Genomic DNA, 19870 nt, shown 5'->3' with positions numbered 1-19870 from the left:
GTCCCGATTCAGAACGGTGCCGATTGCGTGTGAGAATTAGCCGCGCTGTTCCTGCTTCTTGGCCCGACGGTAGCGGTGCAACAACGGTTCGGTGTAGCCGTTGGGCTGGGCGGCCCCCTCAACGATCAGCGCACGAGCGGCCTGGAAGGCGATTCCGCCCTGACCGTTGGGCATCAACACCTCGTAGTTCGGGTCGCCAGCGTTTTGTTCATCGACCACAGCAGACAGGCGAGCCAGAGATTCATCCACCTTCTCCTGAGTGATGACGCCGTGTTCGAGCCAGTTGGCCAGTAGCTGAGAGGAAATCCGCAGGGTGGCGCGGTCTTCCATCAGAGCCACGTCGTGAATATCGGGAACTTTCGAGCAACCCACGCCCTGGTCGATCCAGCGCACCACATAGCCCAAGATGGACTGGACGTTCTCATCGATCTCCGCGGTCCGCTCTTCATCGGTGAGTTTCTCGGGCTCACCCAGCGGGGGCTGGAGCAACGGCTCGAGGGACTGGGCCTGACGCTGAGCGATCTCGGACTGGACCTGGAAGGCATCTTCCAGGTGGTAGTGCAGGGCATGTAATGTGGCCGCGGTCGGTGAGGGCACCCAGGCGGCGGTGGCTCCGGAGCGGACGTGACCGATTTTCTCCTCGAGCATATCGGCCATCAGATCCGGCTTGGCCCACATGCCCTTACCAATTTGGGCGGTACCGCGGAAGCCGGCCGCCAAGCCAATGTCGACGTTGGAGTTTTCGTAGGCCTTCAGGAAGGGCTGAGCCTTCATATCGGCCTTGCGCACCACGGCACCGGCGTGCATCGAGGTGTGGATCTCATCTCCGGTGCGATCCAGGAATCCGGTGTTGATGAAGAACACCCGATCGCTGGCTTCGTTGATCGCGGCAGCCAGATTCACCGAGGTACGACGCTCCTCGTCCATAATGCCGATCTTCAGGCTGGTTGCGGGCAATCCGAGCAGCTGCTCGACCCGGCCCAGGGTCTCCACGGCGAAAGCAACTTCGGCCGGACCGTGCATCTTCGGTTTGACGATATACAGCGATCCGGTCGACGAATTCCCTTTGCCGGAGCGCAGGTTCGGCACGGCCACCAGCGAGGTGATAATCGCGTCCAAAATACCCTCGGGCACCTCATTGCCCTCGGCATCCAGCACAGCATCGGTGGTCATCAGGTGGCCCACGGTGCGCACCAACAAAAGCGATCGGCCCTTCAGTGAGATGGTGTCGGTGCCATTGGCGGCGGTGTAGTGGCGGTCATCGGCCAGCACGCGGGTGAAGGTCGTGCCGTTTTTGGTCACCTCTTCACTCAGCGTGCCGTTGACCAGCCCGGACCAGTTGGAGTAGCACAGGGTTTTATCTTCGGCGTCTACCGCAGCCACCGAGTCTTCCAGATCGATGATCGAGGTCACGGCAGATTCCAGCATGATGTCCTGGATCCCGGCGCCATCGGTGGAGCCAATGGTGCCCGAAGGGTCGAAGTCAATCTCCAGGTGCAGGCCGTTATGGCGCAACAACACCGTCTCGGGCCGTTGGGGGGATCCGGTGTAGCCGATGAAGCCCTCTGGATTAGCCAGCTCGGTCTCGGTCCCGTTCGACAACGTGACTTTCAGGGCACCCTCAACCACCCGGTAGCCGGTGGAATCAGCATGAGATCCAGCGGTCAACGGGGCAGCGAAATCCAGCAGTTCGCGACCCTTAGCGATCACCGCAGCACCGCGAACCGGGTTGTAGTCTCCCACCGGTTCTTTCCCCTCAGACTGATCGATCGCATCGGTGCCGTAGTAGGCATCGTAGAGCGAACCCCATCGGGCATTGGCGGCGTTGATGGCAAAGCGGGCGTTGCTCACCGGGACCACCAGCTGCGGGCCAGCCTGGTGGGTGATCTCCACATCCAGGTTGGTCGTGGTGGCCTTGACCTCCTCGGGGGCCGGCAACAGGTAGCCGATCTCTTCCAAGAATGCGCGATACCTCGTAGCGTCGCCGACGCCGTTGTGCTCGCGGTAGTAGGTGTCCAGCTGCTGCTGTAGCTCATCACGGGTGGCTAACAGCGCCTGGTTCTTCGGGGTCAGATCGGCGAAGATCTCAGCCACCCCGGACCAGAAGCTCTCGGCGTGTTGCTCAGCAGCCGGTAGCGCGTGGGTTTCCACGAACTCCAGCAACTCATTGGCCACCTGCAGTCCAGCACGTTCGGTGTAGTTCGGTTGAGTCACGGTCAGTTCTCCTTATCTGTCGCGTCAAAGATGGCGCCGGGGTTCATGATGCCCAGCGGGTCCAGGGCGTCCTTAATGCGTTGGTTGAGTTCCATGATGTCCTCGCCGAGATAGTCCTGCAACCAGGGTCGCTTCAGTCGCCCCACTCCGTGTTCGCCGGTGATGGTCCCGCCCAAACCGATCGCCAGGTCCATAATCTCTCCGTAGGCCTGGTGCGCTCGGGCCTGTTGCTCTGGATCGGTGGGATCCAAAACCACCAGCGGGTGAGTATTGCCGTCCCCGGCGTGAGCCATGGTCGGGATGCTCACCTGGTGCCGGGTCGCGATCTGGTTGATCCCCACCACCAACTCGCTAAGTTTCGGCAGAGGCACGCCGACGTCTTCTAGCAACACCGCACCCATCCGTTCAATAGAGGGGATCGCGACTCGACGGGCGGTGACAAAAGCCTCGCCTTCCTCAGGATCATCGGTACAGAAGGCCTCGGTAGCCCCCTGCTCGGTACAGATCGCTTCCATCCGCTGGATTTCTTCCACCGCCGAGGCAGTCGATTCATCGGATTGGGCAATCAGCAACGCTGCAGCCTGATCGTCCAGTCCCATGCCGGTAGCGGCGTTGACGGCCTGGATGGTGGCCTGATCCATGAATTCCAGCATGGAGGGGCGCATTGTCTGGGTGATCTGTTGCACCGCCTGGGTCGCCGACTCCAGGCTCGGGAAGGTGGCCACCATCGTGGTGGGTTGTTTTTGGCGCGGGATCAGGCGCAGGTGGACTTCGGTGATCACGCCGAGGGTGCCTTCCGACCCCACGAACAGCTTGGTCAACGACAGCCCGGCCACGTCTTTGATGCAGGGGCCACCGAGCGTGATGATCTTGCCATCGGCGAGCACCACGGTCATCCCCAACACGTAATCGGTGGTGACCCCGTATTTCACACAGCACAAGCCTCCGGCATTGGTGGCCACATTGCCACCAATGGAGCAGATCTCGAAGGAGGAGGGGTCTGGTGGGTACCACAGCCCGTGCTCTGCCGCGGCGGCCTTGACCTCGGCATTCAGCGCCCCGGGGCCGGCGGTGACCGAACGTGTTTGCGGGTGAACCTCGATGGAGTTCATCCGTTCCAGCGAGAGCACAATACCGTTGTCCACGGCGGTAGAGCCACCCGAGAGGCTGGTTCCGGCACCCCGGGGTACCAGGGCAATGCGGTACTTGGCGGCGATGGTCACGATCTGTTGGACCTGCTCGGTGCTGGTCGGACGCACCACAACCAGAGGGGTACCGGCCTCAGGGTCGTTCGCCCGATCCCAGCGGTACGACTCGATGGTGGCCGGATTGGTCACCAGCACGTCAGCAGGGAGTTGCTGCTGGAGCTCTTCAAGCGCAAGACGTTCCATCGGTCCCCCTGAGATGGAGTTCACGGGCAGGTGTGACGAAATGTACTCTAGCCCACCTCGCGTATTTGTGAAAGTTCTTTTCCGTATCGTGGATATTAGCCACGCGTTGCGGCGACACGTGCGATGCGCCAGGCGACTCGCTGGAGTAAGGGGACGGCTCGCTCTTTGAACGCAGCATCCACCCGGGTCACCGGACCCGAGACAGAAATGGCCGCCGGGGTCGGCAAGTCCGGGACGGGGACGGCAAAACAGCGCACGCCGAGTTCTTGTTCTTCGTGGTCGGTGGCGTATCCGCGAGCGCGGACGGTGCGAATGTCGTCGAGCAGTTCGGCGACTGTGGCAGGGCCCCGTCCGGTGGGCTGGTGGATCCCCGCACGGACTACCAATTGTTCGATCTGCTCGTCTGGTAGCTGAGAGAGCATGGCTTTTCCGACACCGGAGCAATTGGTGTGGACGCGCCGACCGATTTCGGTGAACATACGCATACTTTGAGCGGAGGGAACCTGGGCGACATAGGTCGCCATATCGCCGTCCAGCACTGCCATATTGGTGGATTCCTGAACGGCGTCGGTGACTTCGGCGAGGTAGGGTCGCGCCCAGGACCCCAACTGTTGTGAAGCGAGGTCACCGAGCCGGATCAGACGCGGTCCCAGCCCATAGTGCTTATTCGGCAAGTGCCGAACGTAGCCACTGTGGGCCAGGGTCTTCAACAGCCGATGAATCGTCGGCAGCGGGAGTGCGGTCTGCTCGGCTAGCTCGGACAGTGAGATTTCACCGCCAGCACCGGCAATGTGCTCCAGAAGGAGGAAAGCCCGCTCCACCGATTGGACGCCGTTAACCATTCGCGCTCCCTTCCAGTCAGTCCGCGGAACTATAAGTCCATATTGCGGAAACTCTACCGGAAGGGAGCGCGATGTGAGCGAGAACGCAGTCTTACTTGTCCTGAGCGTTGACCTCGACGAGGATCTTCACTTCCTCATCAGCGTGGTCACGCAACTGGTTGAAACCCTTTTCCACGATGTCTTCGGGCTTGATCACTGAGGAGATGAACTGCTCGAGGTTCACCTTGCCGGACTTCACGAGCTCAATAGCTTCTTCGTGGTCACCGGCGTATCCGAAAGAAGCACCCACCGAGTGCTCCGAGAGGGTCAGCTTGTTGGTGATATCCAGGTCAACGGCCTTGGTGTGCACAGCGACGACCTCGAGATGGCCGCCTGCGCCCAGGGAGTCCAGCATTTGTTCGAAGACCACCTGAGCACCAGCGCAGTCAAAGGCCACGGCGGCACCGGCGTTGTCGGTCTTGTCCTTGACGTAGTCGACCAGGTCCTCTTCGGTCGGATCGATCACGGCGTCGACGTAGCCGGCCTTCTTGGCGAATTCCTTCCGCTTGGCCGACACCTCGGAGGCGATCACATGAACGCCACGCGCCTTCAGCACGGCGGCGACCAGCTGGCCCACCGGGCCCATACCGCCAACCACCGCGGTCTGACCGGACTCCACGCCGGACTTCTTCACAGCGTGTAGCGCTACAGACAGCGGCTCGATCAGCGCAGCCTGATCCAGCGGCAGGTCACCGACCTGGTGAACCCACTGCTTGTCCACGACGAGCTGTTCAGCCAAGCCACCGCCGTTACCGGAGATGCCGTGGCTACCGGCCTTAGTGCACAGGTTGTACTGACCAGACTGGCAGGAAAAACATTCGCCACAGACGATGACCGGTTCAACAGCAACGTGATCGCCGGGGCTGATGCCTTCCACGTCGTCAGCAACCTCGGTGACGACGCCGGAGAATTCGTGGCCGAAGACGATCGGCAGGGTGTCTCCGGTCAGGGGGTGCTTTTCGTCTGCGGTCGGTGCCGGCGGCACCGGACCGTTGAAGTACAAGCTCAAGTCCGAGCCGCAGATACCGTTGTATGCCGGGGCAATTTTCACGGTACCGGGAACCAGCTCTGGCTCATCGATTTCTTCGTTGCGTAGATCTTCTTTGCCGTAGTACAGTACTGCCTTCATCACTTTGCTCCCTTTGTCGTATTTGTGAGTTGTGACGTGGACTCGCTTTCAGCGTACTGACGCCCGTCGGGTAAGTCATACGGGGGTAACCGCCGGTAACGTGATCTACCTCACTACTGTGTTAAGCTAGGGAAACCCGGTCAGCGCGGGGCTTTCCATAGCCTCTTATAAACATATGCGTAAATGTGCATGTCAGAGCCGAATGGGAAATTCTGCGACTCGGCCACAGCGAGCGAAAACTCCGCAGATTTTCGGTCTGAGGTGCGTTTTGACAGCTCAAACCGACCTCGCGAGTTCCGCTCTTTGCTAAGACTGTTGATTTTTGAGATACCTGCGTGGATCTCGTCATGTTGGTGAAAGGAGACCTCCTCACCATGACCGCTACCCCACCCGCATCCGTGCAATCGTTCGTCCTCCAGGACCGTGAACCTCGGCTGCGCCCCGAAGTGCTGTCACTGGATGCGCCCCGAGCTGATGAGGTGCTGGTCGAGGTGGCCGCGTGCGGTGTTTGCCATACCGATTTGCACGTGCTCAAAGACGAGGTGGCATTCCCTCGCCCGGCGGTGTTAGGACACGAGATTTCCGGGGTGGTCCTGCAGGTGGGAGACCGGGTGACTCGCGTGAAACCTGGGGACCGGGTCGCCTGTAGCTTTATCATGCCGTGTGGACGGTGCCGACACTGCGAGCGCGGGATCTCCGAACTCTGCGAGGTGTTTTTCACACAGAACCGACTCAACGGTCACCTACTGGATGGGACCACCCGGCTCCACCGTGCCGACGGCTCTCAGGTGGCCATGTATTCCATGTCGGGTCATGCCGACCGCGCGGTGGTGCCGGTCAATGCGGTCTTCCCGCTCCCGGATGAGGTGTCACTTCAGGATGCCGCGATCCTCGGGTGCAGCATCTTCACCGGCTACGGTGCGATCTACCACGTCGGCGAGGTAGGACCCGGCGATGACGTGGTAGTGGTTGCTGCCGGCGGGATCGGTTTGAGCATTATTCATCTTGCCCGGGCGGCCGGGGCTACCAACATCATTGCTGTGGATATTGACGACGAGAAGCTTGCGCTAGCTCGGCAACTGGGTGCCACTGCGACCATCAATTCCGCCGTAGCTGATCCAGCCACGGTGGTGACCCGGCTACTGGGACACGGCGCCACGGTGGTGTTTGAGGCGCTGGGTTCGACCGCCACCACCAAGCAGGCCGTGGATCTGGTGGATGACGGTGGTCGCGTGGTGTTAGCAGGTATTGCCCCGGCCGGTCATCTCTTGGAGGTCGAAATCACCAAGCTGGTCCGTCGCAAGATCCAGATTCGTGGCTGCTTCGGCGCTCCTCCGGCTGAGACGATGCCGAAGGTCATCGAGCTGGCGGCTACCGGCGCACTTGAGTTCTCGAAACTGATCACCAATCGTTACCGCTTTGACCAGATCGATCAGGCGTATCAAGACCTGGCGAACCGGAAGATTCGAGGTCGTGGCGTCGTGCAGATCGGCGGTGAAGAGACCAGGGCGATGTGACAGTTCGTGACAACACCCTTCTGCCATGGTGTACCCGTCGTTAGGCTACAGGCATCACTGACCGGACCTGCTGACACACTCAAAGGAGCACCATGACGGTTTTTGATAATGGCCTGCAGTCGATTTCCTTATCCGATCACGAACGCACGGCCCTGGCCGAACTTGCGGAGTTCCCCCTGTATGAGGCGATCATTGGTCGCCGATCTCGGCGGTTTCCGGTCGGCGGTGAGATCCCGGACGGGGTATTAGCCTACACCTCCTCGCAGGCGTCTCGTCCCCTGACCGATCTCCAACGGGCGTTGGTTTTAGCCACCGTAACCGGTCAAACCGGCTGGCACTTCGGCATTACTCGACACCCCGGCTATCAGCCCCAGTTTCCCAACTACAGTGGCGCGGCTATCGGCCGAACCTTCCCCTCAGCAGCCGGGTTTCACACCACTCAGTTCTTCTTCACCGATGACTCCGGCACCTACTATCTGCCCACCCGCGATCAGCCGCTGGAGCACAGCTGGGAAGGCGTGAGCCCCGCCGAGACCGACCAGGTCGAAGCGGCACTCAACGCGGTGTTAGCTCGGGCGGTGAAGCTCAACGACGAGCGACTGTATTTGCCTCGCAAACAACCTTATTTCGAGGGACATAACACCTGGATTGGCAACTGGCCGGGCTCACTGTTGGTGATTCCGGTCGCGGACTTAGCGCAACAGACGCTACTGAACATCGCCTTCTTCTCCCAGAACGGATACGTGCTCTTCGACGACATCAACGATCGTCCGATTCCCGGATTGGAGAAATTCGAGCACCGGCTGGACCATTTCGACGACCCACAACCGCTGAGCTTCGTCGAGCAGTACTCACTGGCTGAAGCCAGTGCCGAGCTGATGACATCCAGTTATGTTGGACATCTGGCATTGGGGGCCATCGGACTCGGCGGGTGGAGCTTTGACGGAATCGACCGGCTCTCTGTGCTGGGTGCATCCGGTGAAGCAGAGGTGCCGGGACTGGGATTCCGCTACGACCAGGATGAGCGCTGGGCGATCCCGAACCCCACCGGACGTGAGGGTGTATTCGAGTCCTTCACCCGTGCGCACTTCGGCTCGATGACTCAGGCCGTGGAGGCTCTGGCGGAACGGAAGTTTGGGGTCGGCGGACCATTCCACCCGGACACACCGGGGCCCTGGAAGGACACGCCACGCGTGCGTTCAGCAGCAGCACCGTTCGACGAGGAGTTTACCGAGTTGGTCTCGATCCAGGCCGAATATATCGATGAGACCTTCGGGAAATTCCCCGGCACGGTTCCGTCAGTGTGGATTATGAACTATCTGCAGGCTCAGCACCTGGATACTGACTTCTACGACAAGAAGTTTTCTCCAGGTGCCTACCTCGAGACCCACGCTCGCGAGCAGCAGCGCTGGGGGAGTTAGTTCAGCATCCGGCGGTTCTGTCGAATCGCCATGAATGCGCCCAGCAGGAGCAAGACGATACCGACAACCCCGAGCGGGATACCCACCGCACCGGTCGCAGCCAGGCCATCCTGCGAGCTACCGTCCTCTCCATCCTGGCCTGCGGCCGGGGCGCTGTCCTCGCCCTCCGGTTGCTTCGGACCAGGCTGGTCAGACTCAGTCGGTTCGTCCGTCGGCTCCTCAGTTGGTTCTTCCGTCGGGCCACCGGTCGGGTTCTCAGTCGGTTCGTCCGTCGGCTCTTCAGTTGGTTCGTCCGTCGGCTCTTCAGTTGGTTCGTCCGTCGGCTCTTCAGTTGGGTCACCGGTCGGCTCTTCCGTCGGTTGATCGGTTGGATCCTCAGTGGGCTCTTCATCCGGGGCATCGCACTTCAGGGTGCCAGCACGCAACGAACCGGACTCGAACCCATCGGCGAACCACCAGACCGGACGTTCACCGTCAACGCAGTAGTCCATGCTGGAGATGGCGAAGCCCTCGTTATTGAGGTTCTCCATACCAGCCGGACGCTGGACGTGAACCACCTCCGGAGTGTCGGTGCCATTGAAGGTCACCTTGGCGTGAGTGCCTTGGTATCCGTCATCAGCAGCAACCCACAGCGTATCGGTATCCACGTCGTAGTGCAGTCCCATCGCGCCACCGATCTGAGGATCAATGACCGTCACCAAAGTAGCCTTGCCTTCCGGTTCCAGAACGAAAGCATACAGCTTGCCGTCGTTCTCCAAAGCGGTGAAGAACAGCCCGTTGGCGATAGCGTTCGGGTGGTTTGCCGGATCGTAGAGCACCGATCCGTCTTCGGCCTGGGAGAGATCAACGATCTTGTCCTTCACAGCGTCGTTGGAGATCCATTCGACAGCTTCAATGCCCAGGTTGGCATTGACACTGGGCAACAGGTCGGTCAGATCCCACTGAGCACTGGCGACCACATCGGGGCCGGGCTCGTTGGGATCAACCTGCAGGATGGTGTTGTAGTTGGTCCCTTTATCGCTATTGTCACGCTCGGAGGCGATGTAAACCATGCCGTCGCCGTCAACGGTGATGCCTTCCGCATCTGGGCCAGCGGCCTCCGGGTTGTCAGCATCCTGGATAAACCGGGCACGCTTGCCGTTTTCCCATCCTTCGGCGTATTCCACGGAGCCGTCCTGGTGGGCAACCAGCTTCCAGAAGATGCCGGTGCCGTTATCTACGGCCCACAGGTGACCATCAGCGAAATCCAGACCGGAGGAGTCAGTCAGGAACATCGGTTCCTCATCAATCACACGCGGATTCGGGTCGCCGGGCCATTCAATGACATTCGGGATGCCGTGGCACTGGTTGACCGCGCCGGGGGTGGGCTTCTGAGTGTTGGCGAATTCACCGGTAGCATCCGGGCAGCGACCCCAGGTCTGCTCAGCGTGAGAGCTCCAGCTGGTCGACTGAATCAACCGCTCGCCGTCAAAGATGCGCACCTCGTCATCGCCACCGAGACCGAAGTCCAGGTTGTCGATCACCAGGTAGCTCTCGGGCTCGATAACGGTGCCCTCGGCGATGGTGTAGTCACGCTCTTTGTCGTCCATCACGCCCAGGCCGGAGACATCCAGCTTCTCAGCCGTGGGGTTGTAGAGTTCGATCCAGTCTTCGCCACCGCCGGCGTCGGAGGATTCAACTTCGTTGAGCACCACGGGGTTACCGCAGGCGTTGGGCTGACCCTTGGTGGAAACCGGGACGTCGATCAGTTCACCATCGCAACGGGCCAGTACGCCCTCGGCGTGCTGGGTCCAAGAGTGCTCGTCGACGGTGTTGCCGGCGGCATCGCGGATGGTTGCGGTGTCGTCGGAGCCCAGGCCGAAGTCGAAGTGCTCACCCTGGTCGAAGACGAACAGCTCACCGGGAGCCAGCGTGGTGCCCTCGGGCAGTGGCGTGGTGTCGTTGGCGTGACCGATGGGGTCGTTATCCATCAGGGTCCAGCCGGAGATGTTGACCTCGGACTCGGAGACGTTGCTGACCTCCACCCAGTCGGTGGCGTCACCATTGGATTCAATTTCGTTGATCACCACGGCCGGCTGAGCGCATGTATTGGCTTCGCCCGGGGTGGCATAACCCAGCCCGAAGGGTCCGGTCGCATTGGGGCACCGCGCCCAGGTGGCAGCTTGTTCATCGCCATCAATGGCCGGGTGGTTACTCCAGCTGTATTCGGTCGTCAGTTCACCGGTCTCGGCATCGTAGACGCGGATGCTGTCTCCGGATCCAATACCGATCGCTGCCTCAAAGGTGCCCTCTTCCCAGGTATCGGCAGTATCGTTGTAGACCTCACCGGTGGTCTTGCTGTCGACGATCAGGTATTCACCCGCGCCCAACGTGGTGCCCTGCGCGAAGCGGAAGCGGTGGTCATCGGAGTTGTCTCGAATTTCCACACCGGAAATGTCGATCTCTTCATCACCGGGATTCAAGAATTCCAGCCAGTCAGCCGGGGAGGAATCAATCTCGTTGAGCACCAACTCGCCTGGGGTCGGAATCTCGGCAACTGGTTCGCAATTATTGGGTGCACCCAGCGTGGTCTTGGTACCGTGCTGGAACTCGCCAGTGCCGTCCGGGCACCGAGAGAAGTTAGCGATCGGGCTGGTGGCCTCGTAGTCGAGGCGATCAATTTCGGCGCCAGACGCATCGCGGAGGGAAACCGAGTCGCCCTTCCCCAGACCGAAGGAAAAGTCCTTGTCTTTGGTGAGCACCAGGAACTCGCCGGGGGCCAAGGAACCTGTCAAGTCACCTTCCCCGGGGCGATCTTTGTCGTCGTGAACGCTGTAGCCGGTCAGGTCCACCTCGGTCTCAGAAGTGTTGTAGAGCTCGATGGAGTCTTCGTAACCTTCGATGTCGTCATAAACGACTTCGTTGATCACCACAGACCGGTCGTTTCCAGGAGCGGGATCCTCGGAACCGAAGTCGTTAGCAGCGCCCTTGGTGGGGTTGGCGGTTTCGACTACGTCACCGTCAGCGTTGCGACTATAGCTACCATTGGCGTGGGTATCCCACGACACCGAATCCACCAGGGTGGTGCCATCGGGTGCGAACAGGCGTACCTGATCTTTTCCGCCGAGCCCGAAATCAAATCCTGGGTTATCAGCGGTTTTCTCGTCGATGACCAGGTATCCCCCAGCCGGAATCACCGTGTTCTCCGGGAAGACATAGGAGTGGCTGTCGTCATCGTCTTTCAGAACGTAGCCCGACAGATCGACATCCTCAGTGCCGTAGTTGTAGAACTCCACCCAGTCGCCAGGGTCTCCACCCTTCGACACGACTTCATTAATCACCACCGTGACCTCGGACTGGGCCACCTCGGCGGATGGTTGTTCAAGAGTTTCAGCGGTGGCTGTGAAGGGAGCTAGCACCAAGCCGGCACCGGTCAGAGGCGCCAGCAAGATGGTCGCCAGGACACGCTTGCGCGCAGAGAACATCGGCAGATTTCCTCTCATGAGTGATGAAGTGACCACCAGTAGTAGAGCAGATACACGAGAACCGCCGGTGACCCCAAGATTAACACCGTCGAAACCTTCACCGGAACGCAATTCGGTGGCGAACCCGTCAGTGAGTTCGCCACCGAACTGTTGTGGTTATGTCGGTCAACTCTTAGCTGTGACGCTTCCGTCGGGTGATGGTCAGCAGTAGACCCAGAGCAATCAGCACAGCAGCTGCCACGCCGATAGCCAAGGCCATCGTACCGGTGCTGGCCAGATCACCATCACGGTCTTGCTGACCGGGTTGCTCCGCGTCCTGACCAGCTTCGCTGGACTCAGACTCTGTCGACTCTGTCGCAGAAGCATCCTCGCTGGCCTTCTGACTAGTGCCGTCGGTCGGCTCCTCGGTTGCGCCCTCAGTAGGCTCCTGGGTGCTACCTTCCGTCGGCTCCTCAGTTGCACCCTCAGTAGGCTCCTGGGTGCTACCTTCCGTCGGCTCCTCAGTTGCGCCCTCAGTAGGCTCCTGGGTGCTACCTTCCGTCGGCTCCTCAGTTGCACCCTCAGTAGGCTCCTGGGTGCTACCTTCCGTCGGCTCCTCAGTTGCACCCTCAGTAGGCTCCTGGGTGCTACCTTCCGTCGGCTCCTCAGTTGCACCCTCAGTAGGCTCCTGGGTGCTACCTTCCGTCGGCTCCTCAGTTGCGCCCTCAGTAGGCTCCTGGGTGCTACCTTCCGTCGGCTCCTCAGTTGCACCCTCAGTAGGCTCCTGGGTGCTACCTTCCGTCGGCTCCTCGGTTGGCTCGTCCGTCGGAACCTCAGTTGGATCCTCCGTGGGAACCTCAGTTGGCTTCTCCGTCGGAACCTCAGTCGGGTCTTCGCCTGGGGCTTGACCTTCAACTACGGTCACGGTACGAGTCACGGCCCGTTCGTTCCCGGAAGCATCCACAAGGGTGTAGATCAGCTCGTATTCTCCGGGTACGGCGGTATCAACTTCACCGGTGACGGTGACGTCTTCAACGGCAACGGCATCGCAACCGTCGGAAACCTCAACGCCGGCCAGCGGATCGAAGTCAGCCCCGACCTGAATCGAGGTGTCACCGGGATGAACTATCTCCGGAGCCAGTTTGTCCTTGATCAGCTCGACCTTATCGACCTGCTCACCCGTGTTAGTGAGCGTGGTCATGGTCAGCGAGCACTCCTTGACGTCCACGTTGGTGAACTGTGGAGTGTAGTTCTGGTTATTGGTGTGCTTCCACGGGGTCCAGCTAGACGGTACAAGGCTGTAGTACTTTGAACCGGAGGACGAGTTCGCGGTGATGTACAGCACCTGACCATCTTGAGGGTAGACAACGTCGTGGTCGACGTTCGGGTCATTGACGGGGGTCGCTGCGAACGTCTCAGCGTTAGCCTCGGCGTCCTCGGGGACGATCGGGGTGGTACCGTCCATCAGGTGAGTACGGGTGTAGCTGTGGTCATGACCAGCCAGCACCAGGTCGATATCAAGGTCCTTGACGATCGGGGAGATGCCTTCACGGAGGCGCCGGGTGGTGATCGTCTGCGAGTGGGTAGCTCCGGAGGAGTAGATCGAGCGGTGGAAGGTCAGCACGGTCCAGTGAGTGTCGTGAGACTCTTCAGCAATGACATTCTGCAGATAAGCCCGCAAGGCATCGTAGCTACCATCATTCAGCGGATATTCGGTGCTGATGTTCAGATGCAATACGCCGTTGTACTTGAACCAGTAGGTGCCCTCGGTCGGGTCGCCTTCCCACAGGTTGGGCTGGTGGAAGTGCTCACCGTAGAGCTTCTGAATCTGGTTGCGGTTGAAGTCGTGGTTACCCAGAGTCTGCGCAGAAACCTGAGTACGCATCTGCTTCGGAGCCAGATAAGACCGGTACTCGGCCGAATCCCCAGCGTAGGTCTGCACCTGGTCACCGGCCGAGTACATGAATTGGGCCTCGGGGAACATTTCGTTGGCAGCATCCAAGGTGGTCTGCCAACCAATGCCATCCCTTTCAATATTGCCAGACGCTCCGATCTGAGCGTCGCCCATGAAGGTGAACTGGTGCTCCAAGGTGTCCTCGTAGACGCGGAACTGCTCAATATCAGTCCAGCCACCTTCCTCGGAACCAACACGATAGGAATAAACACCCGGGGTCAGACCGGTCAGGGTAGCGTGAACAAAATCTTCACCCTCAACAGCACTCGTCCCGCGCGTGACTGCCTGAACTGTCTGGGCCTCACTCGGCATCTCAGCGTGCTCACCAGCTGCGATCTGCACGACTTCATGAACACCAGTGGCGGTGAACCAGGAGATGTAGCGCTCACTGGGGTCGGAGCCGACGCCCAGGAGCAAGGAATGCTGGGCCTGATTCGGTGAGTCCTGGCCCCCACCAGTGAGGCTCAGCTTGGTCATATCCAAGTAAATATCAGAGCTGGCGGCCCGCCCCTGGTGCAATTGAACCGCAATAGTGTTCTCCCCGGGCTTGAGGATATCTGCATCGACCTCGATCTGGCCGGTCTTCGGAGCACCAGCGTTAGAGCCACCATAAACCAGGTTGCGTCCTTCGCCATCAGCCGCATACTGAATGCCAGCATCGTCGAAACCAGCAACTTTTTCTCCGTTAACGAAGACAGTTGCCGCGTCATCGTAGATCACTTCACCGGCCAGCTGCTTATCGCCTTCCAGCTCAGCAGCGTCAACATCGATGGTGGTACGGAAGAAAAACGCTTCATGGTTCTCTCCGGTACCCTCTTTGTACTGGTTCAGCAGGTTATCCGGAGTATACCCACCAGACAGCTCTGCTTTCTCGCCTTTCTTCGCACCAAAACTCCCGGCGCCGGTCTTCCACTGACTGTCATCAAACTCAGCCAGAGTCCAATCGGTGCGACCAGGCAGACCATCAGCAGGATCAGTGCCGTCATCAAGATAACGCCATTCAGTCGTTCCACTAGTAATAAGTTGATCTTCAGGGGCCCCAACAGCTGGAACAACAGCTGTGGCGATACCGCCCCCAACCAAAGCCAGCGTCAACAATCCACCGACCGCGCGGAAGGAAAACAGTTTCTTCAAAGCTCTCATCTCAATTCAAAGTGTGAGTTAACAGGTCTACGAGCATAAGAAAGCGCGCAATAGAAACGCACCGATTCGATTATGGATAGCAGGATCGAACTCTGTGTGAACTCCGGATTTAATTTGAATGCACTTTGAGTAGAGGCTGAAAAAACACTGAACACTAGTGTTAGACACCATATACGTATTTGACACCAGGCGACGCCACCAGCTGAAACAACACGTAGAGCCGGTCTTACCGACGCCTCCTGTTGTCAGCTCGTTGACCGTTGCGGAGAATGCGAGAGGCAAGTAGCTGGAATAGCGTGCTGAAACGCAGAACGGCGACGAACCCGCGGTGGAGTTCGCCGCCGTGCGACTAACCAGTCAGTCAGCTAGTTAGCTATGACGTTGCCGTCGAACGACCGTAAGCACAAGGCCCAGACCAATCAACGCCACAGCACCCATAACAATACTCAGCGCTGCACTACCAGTGCTGGCCAAATCACCATCCTCATCAGAGCCACCGCCCGGCTGGTCTGGCGACGAACCAGGCTGACCAGGAACTGTAGATTCTGACCCGCCCGGCGTCGAGGTCGAGTCGCTGGGCTCAGTAGGCGTCGGCTCAGACGGCGTCGGCTCAGACGGAGTCGGCTCAGTAGGCGTCGGCTCAGACGGAGTCGGCTCCGTAGGCGAAGGCTCACTCGGAGACGGCTCAGACGGTTCCGTAGGAGTGGGCTCCGTAGGAGAAGGCTCACTTGGCGACGGCTCAGTCGGCTCACTTGGCGACGGCGAGGGCTCCTCAGCACCAATGAACGTCACAGGCGAGGACGTACGCATCCGCAACTGGGTACTCTCGGCACGTCCAACTGCTTTATTCACCAGAATATCGCCATTCTTACCACCGATCACCGAAAGGTTGACCCGGAAGGACAGCGTCTTTCCAGGTGCCAGCTCACCGGTAATCACACGCACAGCCGTGGCATCCTCAGTAAACTCAGTGGACCAAATATCCGACGGAGTACCAGCACCACCGTTGACCTCAGCTCCCGGATCTTCGTCCAGCTCAGCGGGATCAACCGTCGTGTAGTAAACAGTCGCACCCTGGGGAGCGTCTACCGAAGCCAACTTCAACTGGGCATCGGTTGAGGTCCCCCTACCATCACCGTCATACGGCAATGAGTCGATGACGTCCACAAACGAGGAGGTGTTCGGGTCTTCGGAAGTGACCTTTACATCCCACCAGGCGGTGACGTCCTGATCCGGGTCATCAGCCTTCGGCAGGTCCAAGGTGGCCTGCTCGGTATCCTTCACAATCGAGGTGTGTCCAGAGCGCGGGACCACGAACTGCACGCTATCGTCAACCGTGACTTCCTGGGACGTGGCTGTGGCTTTATTCACGAAAACCGCACCCGGTTCGGCATCGTCAGGCACCGTGGCCTCAAAGACTATCTCACCCAGTTCGTCGTTGGGTAGCACGTTATCGATGGTCCAGGTCAGTACCTGCTGGCCATCGTCATTCGTACTCACCTCCGGCTCGCCCACCGCAGCTCCAGTCCTCGCTTGCGCGGTCCCGGGGACGTATTCCATGCCCTTCGCCAAGGTGTTTTTCACCACGACCTGGTCAGTGTCCGGTTCAGCCAAGTTGGATTCCAAACCATAACGCACCGTGTACTTCGCAGCGTCACCTGGTTTGTATTCGGTATTCTCAATGAGGTTCTCCACCAACGGGAACGACCCGACGACCAGAAGAGCATCACGTCCTGGCCCGGAGTACGGGTAGCGCCAGCCCTCCGGCGTCAAGGTGTTGTGTGGCTCTGCGAGATCAGGATTCATCGAGCGGTCATAATAATCAAGATTGTTCTGGATCCGATCGGCTCGCCACTCGTTACGACCTTGTTCCAGAGAGTAAGCCCAGGTATAAACGTCTTGACCGGGCTTCGCACTCGGTTTCAGCTTTAGCTCCGAAACCAGGTAGACCACTGATCTCTCGTGTGTTGTTTCGGCCAAGAGTTCTGGGCGAAGTTCAACCTTCACGGCCTTGACCGTGGAGAGGTCATCGGGCTTCTCAGTTGACCAGCCTGGCGGGTTGCCGTGAGCAGGATCGCTCCTCTTGGCCTCGGTACCACAGTTGAAGAAATTGGGATCTACCGGCTCCCCGGTCCAGGCGTCAACCATGTCACCGGTGTAGTACCAAATATCTCCCTCGTACGAGTCATCATAAATATAGGTAGGTTGCGCCTCCCGTTTCAATGACACACGTGCGTCTTGAAACTCTACATACTCAGTGTCGAAAGTCGTGCAGACCCAATTGTGCGCTTTTGAATTCTGGCTCGTGGTTGGCGTGGTGGCCGCGACCGAGGTCACGGTAGCGCCGGCTGGTACGCGGTACGTATTTGTCCAGGGAGAGCCTGGGTAAGCGTTGGGGCGCTGGGCACCGAGAACCCACCCTCCGGTAAACGCACCGCGCACGACCGGAATGGCGTTGGTCTTATTATCTAAGGTGTCCTCGTAGGTTTCTCCCTCAACCGAGGTGTAGGTCTGGGGCTCTGCTTTGAGCCGCACCGTACCGCCCCGTGCCTGCTGGTTATATGGCACCTGAAGGTGAATATTACCGGCGGTGATCACATCCCAACCGACCGGGAGAGGCTGACCGTTGGAGTCCAAACGAGGCCCGTTGTCGTAGTTCAGGTCGCTGAGGGTGAGCTCGAAGGTGGTGTCCCCGGTTTTTCTCAGGGTGCAGTCGGGAAAATGCGTGGACTGGTTTTCGGCGTGCTGACCATCCGAGAACGGGTAACCGGACTGGATACGGTCATTGGCCGAACAGCTCGTCTGGCGAGGATCGACAGTAGCGACCATTCTCCCATTCTGGTCGACGTAGCGAATGTCTAGCCTGTAGGTCACCGAGTCCGGGCCGTTGGCGGTCTGCTGAGCGTGAGAAATCGAGAAGGGGAAGTTGATGTTCTGATACCTGGTATTGGTGGCAATCAGCGACTGTGGGTGACCACCATCGAATTTTGCGGTCATACCGAAGTTTTTGATAATCGGGATCTCGGGGAGCTTGACCTCGTGGCCCCGGAACGTACCGGTCGCAGTCACAAAGGAACCGGCCGGGCCATCAGCCAGCACACCGGTGAAAGCAACCTCGGCGGTACCCTGAGCGCGTTCACCCAGATCACACGTCACGGAGCGGCGATCCTCCGACAGCTCCGCTGACTCGCAGGTCTCAGGCGTATCGGTAAACACCGCGTTCTCCAGGGTCACTTCAAGAACATTGCCATCAACATTGGCATTACCCGGAGCAGCGGCCGAGTCGTTGATATCGAGTCGCCACTGGGCCCCGACAACCCCAACCCCGGACTCCAAAGCCTCCGGCTGGTCAATCCAGTTTCCGGTAAATTCATAGGCCTTAGTCTGACCGGTCTCAGCCTCAGCCGGGAGGGCCGAGGGAAGAACCAGCCCGGCAACCAGGGCAAGGGCAGTCAAAAATATCGCGCTGAAACGCAGGCGTAAGCGGATGGGCACAGGCGTTCCTTCGATAAGCCCCTGACCAGGGGTGATGAGCGATGATCGTTTATATACTAGCAAGTAAGTGCGCGCGTGGCTACTGAATATACACGACGCACCACCGAACACCTGTGAGGTTAATTACTACCCTTCTGAGCCGGCAAGTCAGCCTGAGAAATCGATGATCTGACGCACCGCGGCTCCGTCAGCGAGCTGATCCATGGCATCATTGATCTCGTCAAGGCGAATATGGCGGGTGATGAGCTTTTCAACGGGAAGTTTTCCCTCCCGCCACAGCTTTTCGAACCGCGGAATGTCTCGGGATGGCACCGAAGATCCCAGGTAGGAGCCCATCACGGTACGTACTTCGCTGGTCAAAGTCAGCGGGGTGATGGTGGAGGTGGCATCCGGGGAGGGGAGCCCTGCGGTCACCGTCCGACCGCCGGGGTTGGTGGCAGAGAATGCGAGTTCGAAGGCGCTGGGGTGACCGGCGCATTCCAGGGTATGGTCTGCGGTGATGCCTTGGTCTTTGACTTCTTCGGAAGTGTAGGTCTCGTGGGCGCCCAGCTGGCGGGCCTGCTCGAGCTTTTCTTCGGACATATCGACAGCGATAATGCGGTCAATTCCTTCGGCTACTGCAGTCAACAGTGCTGCCATGCCGACCCCGCCCAGCCCGACGATCATCACCGACTCGCCGGCCTCGGGTGCTACGGCGTTGAGTAGCGCACCTCCTCCGGTTAGCACAGCGCATCCGAAGACCGCCGCGATCTCGGGAGGAACATCGTCGCCCACCGGCACGACCGAACGACGATCCACCACGGCGTGAGTGGCGAATCCAGAGACGCCCAAGTGGTGTTCGACGGTCTCACCGTCACGAGACAGCCGGCGCGTCCCGGAGATCAGAGTGCCCTCATTATTGGTCTGCGATCCGACCGAGCAAGGGAGCTTGCCTTCGGTTTGGCAGTTCTTGCATTCCCCGCACCGGGGTAAGAAAGTCATCACCACGCGTTGACCGACCTCGAGATCGGTTACCTCGTCCCCGACCTGTTCGACGATGCCAGCTGCCTCGTGACCCAAAAGCATCGGAACAGGGCGGACACGAGAGCCGTTGACCACCGACAAATCAGAGTGGCAAACCCCGGCGGCTTCCATGCGTACCAGCAGTTCGGTGCTTCCCGGCTCAGACAGCTCAAGTTCTTGCACCACGATGGGCTGAGACTCCCCGTAAGGACGGTCTCGACCAATCTCTTCTAGTACTGCACCGGTGATCTGCATGTTTGCCTCCTCATGAGCGGGTATG

10 protein-coding genes are annotated in these 19870 nt (G+C 59.5%); 2 read left to right on the top strand and 8 right to left on the bottom strand.

Annotation, left to right across the window (positions count from 1 at the left end; genetic code table 11):
- Positions 1-36: 36 nt before the first annotated feature.
- The 4 genes from DCC27_RS10415 to DCC27_RS10400 all read right to left on the bottom strand — a co-directional run bounded on the left by DCC27_RS10415 (position 37) and on the right by DCC27_RS10400 (position 5615).
- On the bottom strand, positions 37-2214 hold the full coding sequence (locus DCC27_RS10415; protein WP_110110415.1) for a malate synthase G: 2178 nt from the start codon (positions 2212-2214) through the stop codon (positions 37-39).
- A gap of 2 nt (positions 2215-2216) precedes the next feature.
- Positions 2217-3605 (bottom strand): FAD-binding oxidoreductase, encoded by a 1389-nt coding sequence (locus DCC27_RS10410; RefSeq protein ID WP_110110416.1) that lies wholly within the window; start codon positions 3603-3605, stop codon positions 2217-2219.
- Positions 3606-3700: 95 nt separating this feature from the next.
- Positions 3701-4447: an IclR family transcriptional regulator gene (locus DCC27_RS10405; RefSeq protein ID WP_110110417.1), complete on the bottom strand. Its 747-nt coding sequence runs from the start codon at positions 4445-4447 to the stop codon at positions 3701-3703.
- Between the two features lie 91 nt (positions 4448-4538).
- Positions 4539-5615 carry a 2,3-butanediol dehydrogenase gene (locus tag DCC27_RS10400; protein WP_110098971.1) on the bottom strand — a complete coding sequence of 359 codons (1077 nt, stop codon included), beginning with the start codon at positions 5613-5615 and terminating at the stop codon, positions 4539-4541.
- Positions 5616-5989: 374 nt separating this feature from the next.
- Here DCC27_RS10400 and DCC27_RS10395 point away from each other — a divergent pair, with 374 nt between their 5' ends.
- The gene (locus DCC27_RS10395) at positions 5990-7132 is read left to right on the top strand and encodes a zinc-binding dehydrogenase (protein ID WP_110110484.1); all 1143 of its coding nucleotides are present in this window, start codon (positions 5990-5992) and stop codon (positions 7130-7132) included.
- Between the two features lie 92 nt (positions 7133-7224).
- Positions 7225-8553 (top strand): hypothetical protein, encoded by a 1329-nt coding sequence (locus DCC27_RS10390; protein WP_110110418.1) that lies wholly within the window; start codon positions 7225-7227, stop codon positions 8551-8553.
- On the opposite strand, the gene DCC27_RS10385 is transcribed toward DCC27_RS10390, so the two are convergent.
- From DCC27_RS10385 to DCC27_RS10370, 4 genes are all read right to left on the bottom strand, one after another.
- Complete coding sequence (locus DCC27_RS10385) at positions 8550-12017, bottom strand: lamin tail domain-containing protein (protein ID WP_168186120.1); 3468 nt, start codon at positions 12015-12017, stop codon at positions 8550-8552. The two genes, DCC27_RS10390 and DCC27_RS10385, sit on opposite strands and share 4 nt — an antisense overlap.
- A gap of 172 nt (positions 12018-12189) precedes the next feature.
- Positions 12190-15084 carry an immunoglobulin-like domain-containing protein gene (locus tag DCC27_RS12735; RefSeq protein WP_168186119.1) on the bottom strand — a complete coding sequence of 965 codons (2895 nt, stop codon included), beginning with the start codon at positions 15082-15084 and terminating at the stop codon, positions 12190-12192.
- Between the two features lie 378 nt (positions 15085-15462).
- Positions 15463-18588, bottom strand: coding sequence for an isopeptide-forming domain-containing fimbrial protein (locus DCC27_RS12330; RefSeq protein WP_210403472.1), 3126 nt, complete (start codon positions 18586-18588; stop codon positions 15463-15465).
- 147 nt (positions 18589-18735) lie between these two features.
- Positions 18736-19845, bottom strand: coding sequence for an alcohol dehydrogenase catalytic domain-containing protein (locus DCC27_RS10370; RefSeq protein WP_110110421.1), 1110 nt, complete (start codon positions 19843-19845; stop codon positions 18736-18738).
- Between the last annotated feature and the right edge of the window lie 25 nt (positions 19846-19870).

This window comes from Auritidibacter sp. NML130574, from assembly GCF_003185725.2.
Classification (GTDB): Bacteria; Actinomycetota; Actinomycetes; order Actinomycetales; family Micrococcaceae; genus Auritidibacter; species Auritidibacter ignavus.
The sequence above is the reverse complement of the archived record's forward strand: the minus strand, read 5'-3'. Positions and strand labels throughout refer to the sequence as shown.

What these genes read in the sequence shown, in the direction of transcription:
- DCC27_RS10405 (WP_110110417.1), bottom strand. Translation starts at nt 4,447, where the DNA reads ATGGTTAACGGCGTCCAATCGGTGGAGCGGGCTTTCCTCCTTCTGGAG.
- DCC27_RS10370 (WP_110110421.1), bottom strand. Translation starts at nt 19,845, where the DNA reads ATGCAGATCACCGGTGCAGTACTAGAAGAGATTGGTCGAGACCGTCCT.
- DCC27_RS10390 (WP_110110418.1), top strand. Translation starts at nt 7,225, where the DNA reads ATGACGGTTTTTGATAATGGCCTGCAGTCGATTTCCTTATCCGATCAC.
- DCC27_RS10410 (WP_110110416.1), bottom strand. Translation starts at nt 3,605, where the DNA reads ATGGAACGTCTTGCGCTTGAAGAGCTCCAGCAGCAACTCCCTGCTGAC.
- DCC27_RS10385 (WP_168186120.1), bottom strand. Translation starts at nt 12,017, where the DNA reads ATGTTCTCTGCGCGCAAGCGTGTCCTGGCGACCATCTTGCTGGCGCCT.
- DCC27_RS10400 (WP_110098971.1), bottom strand. Translation starts at nt 5,615, where the DNA reads ATGAAGGCAGTACTGTACTACGGCAAAGAAGATCTACGCAACGAAGAA.
- DCC27_RS10395 (WP_110110484.1), top strand. Translation starts at nt 5,990, where the DNA reads ATGACCGCTACCCCACCCGCATCCGTGCAATCGTTCGTCCTCCAGGAC.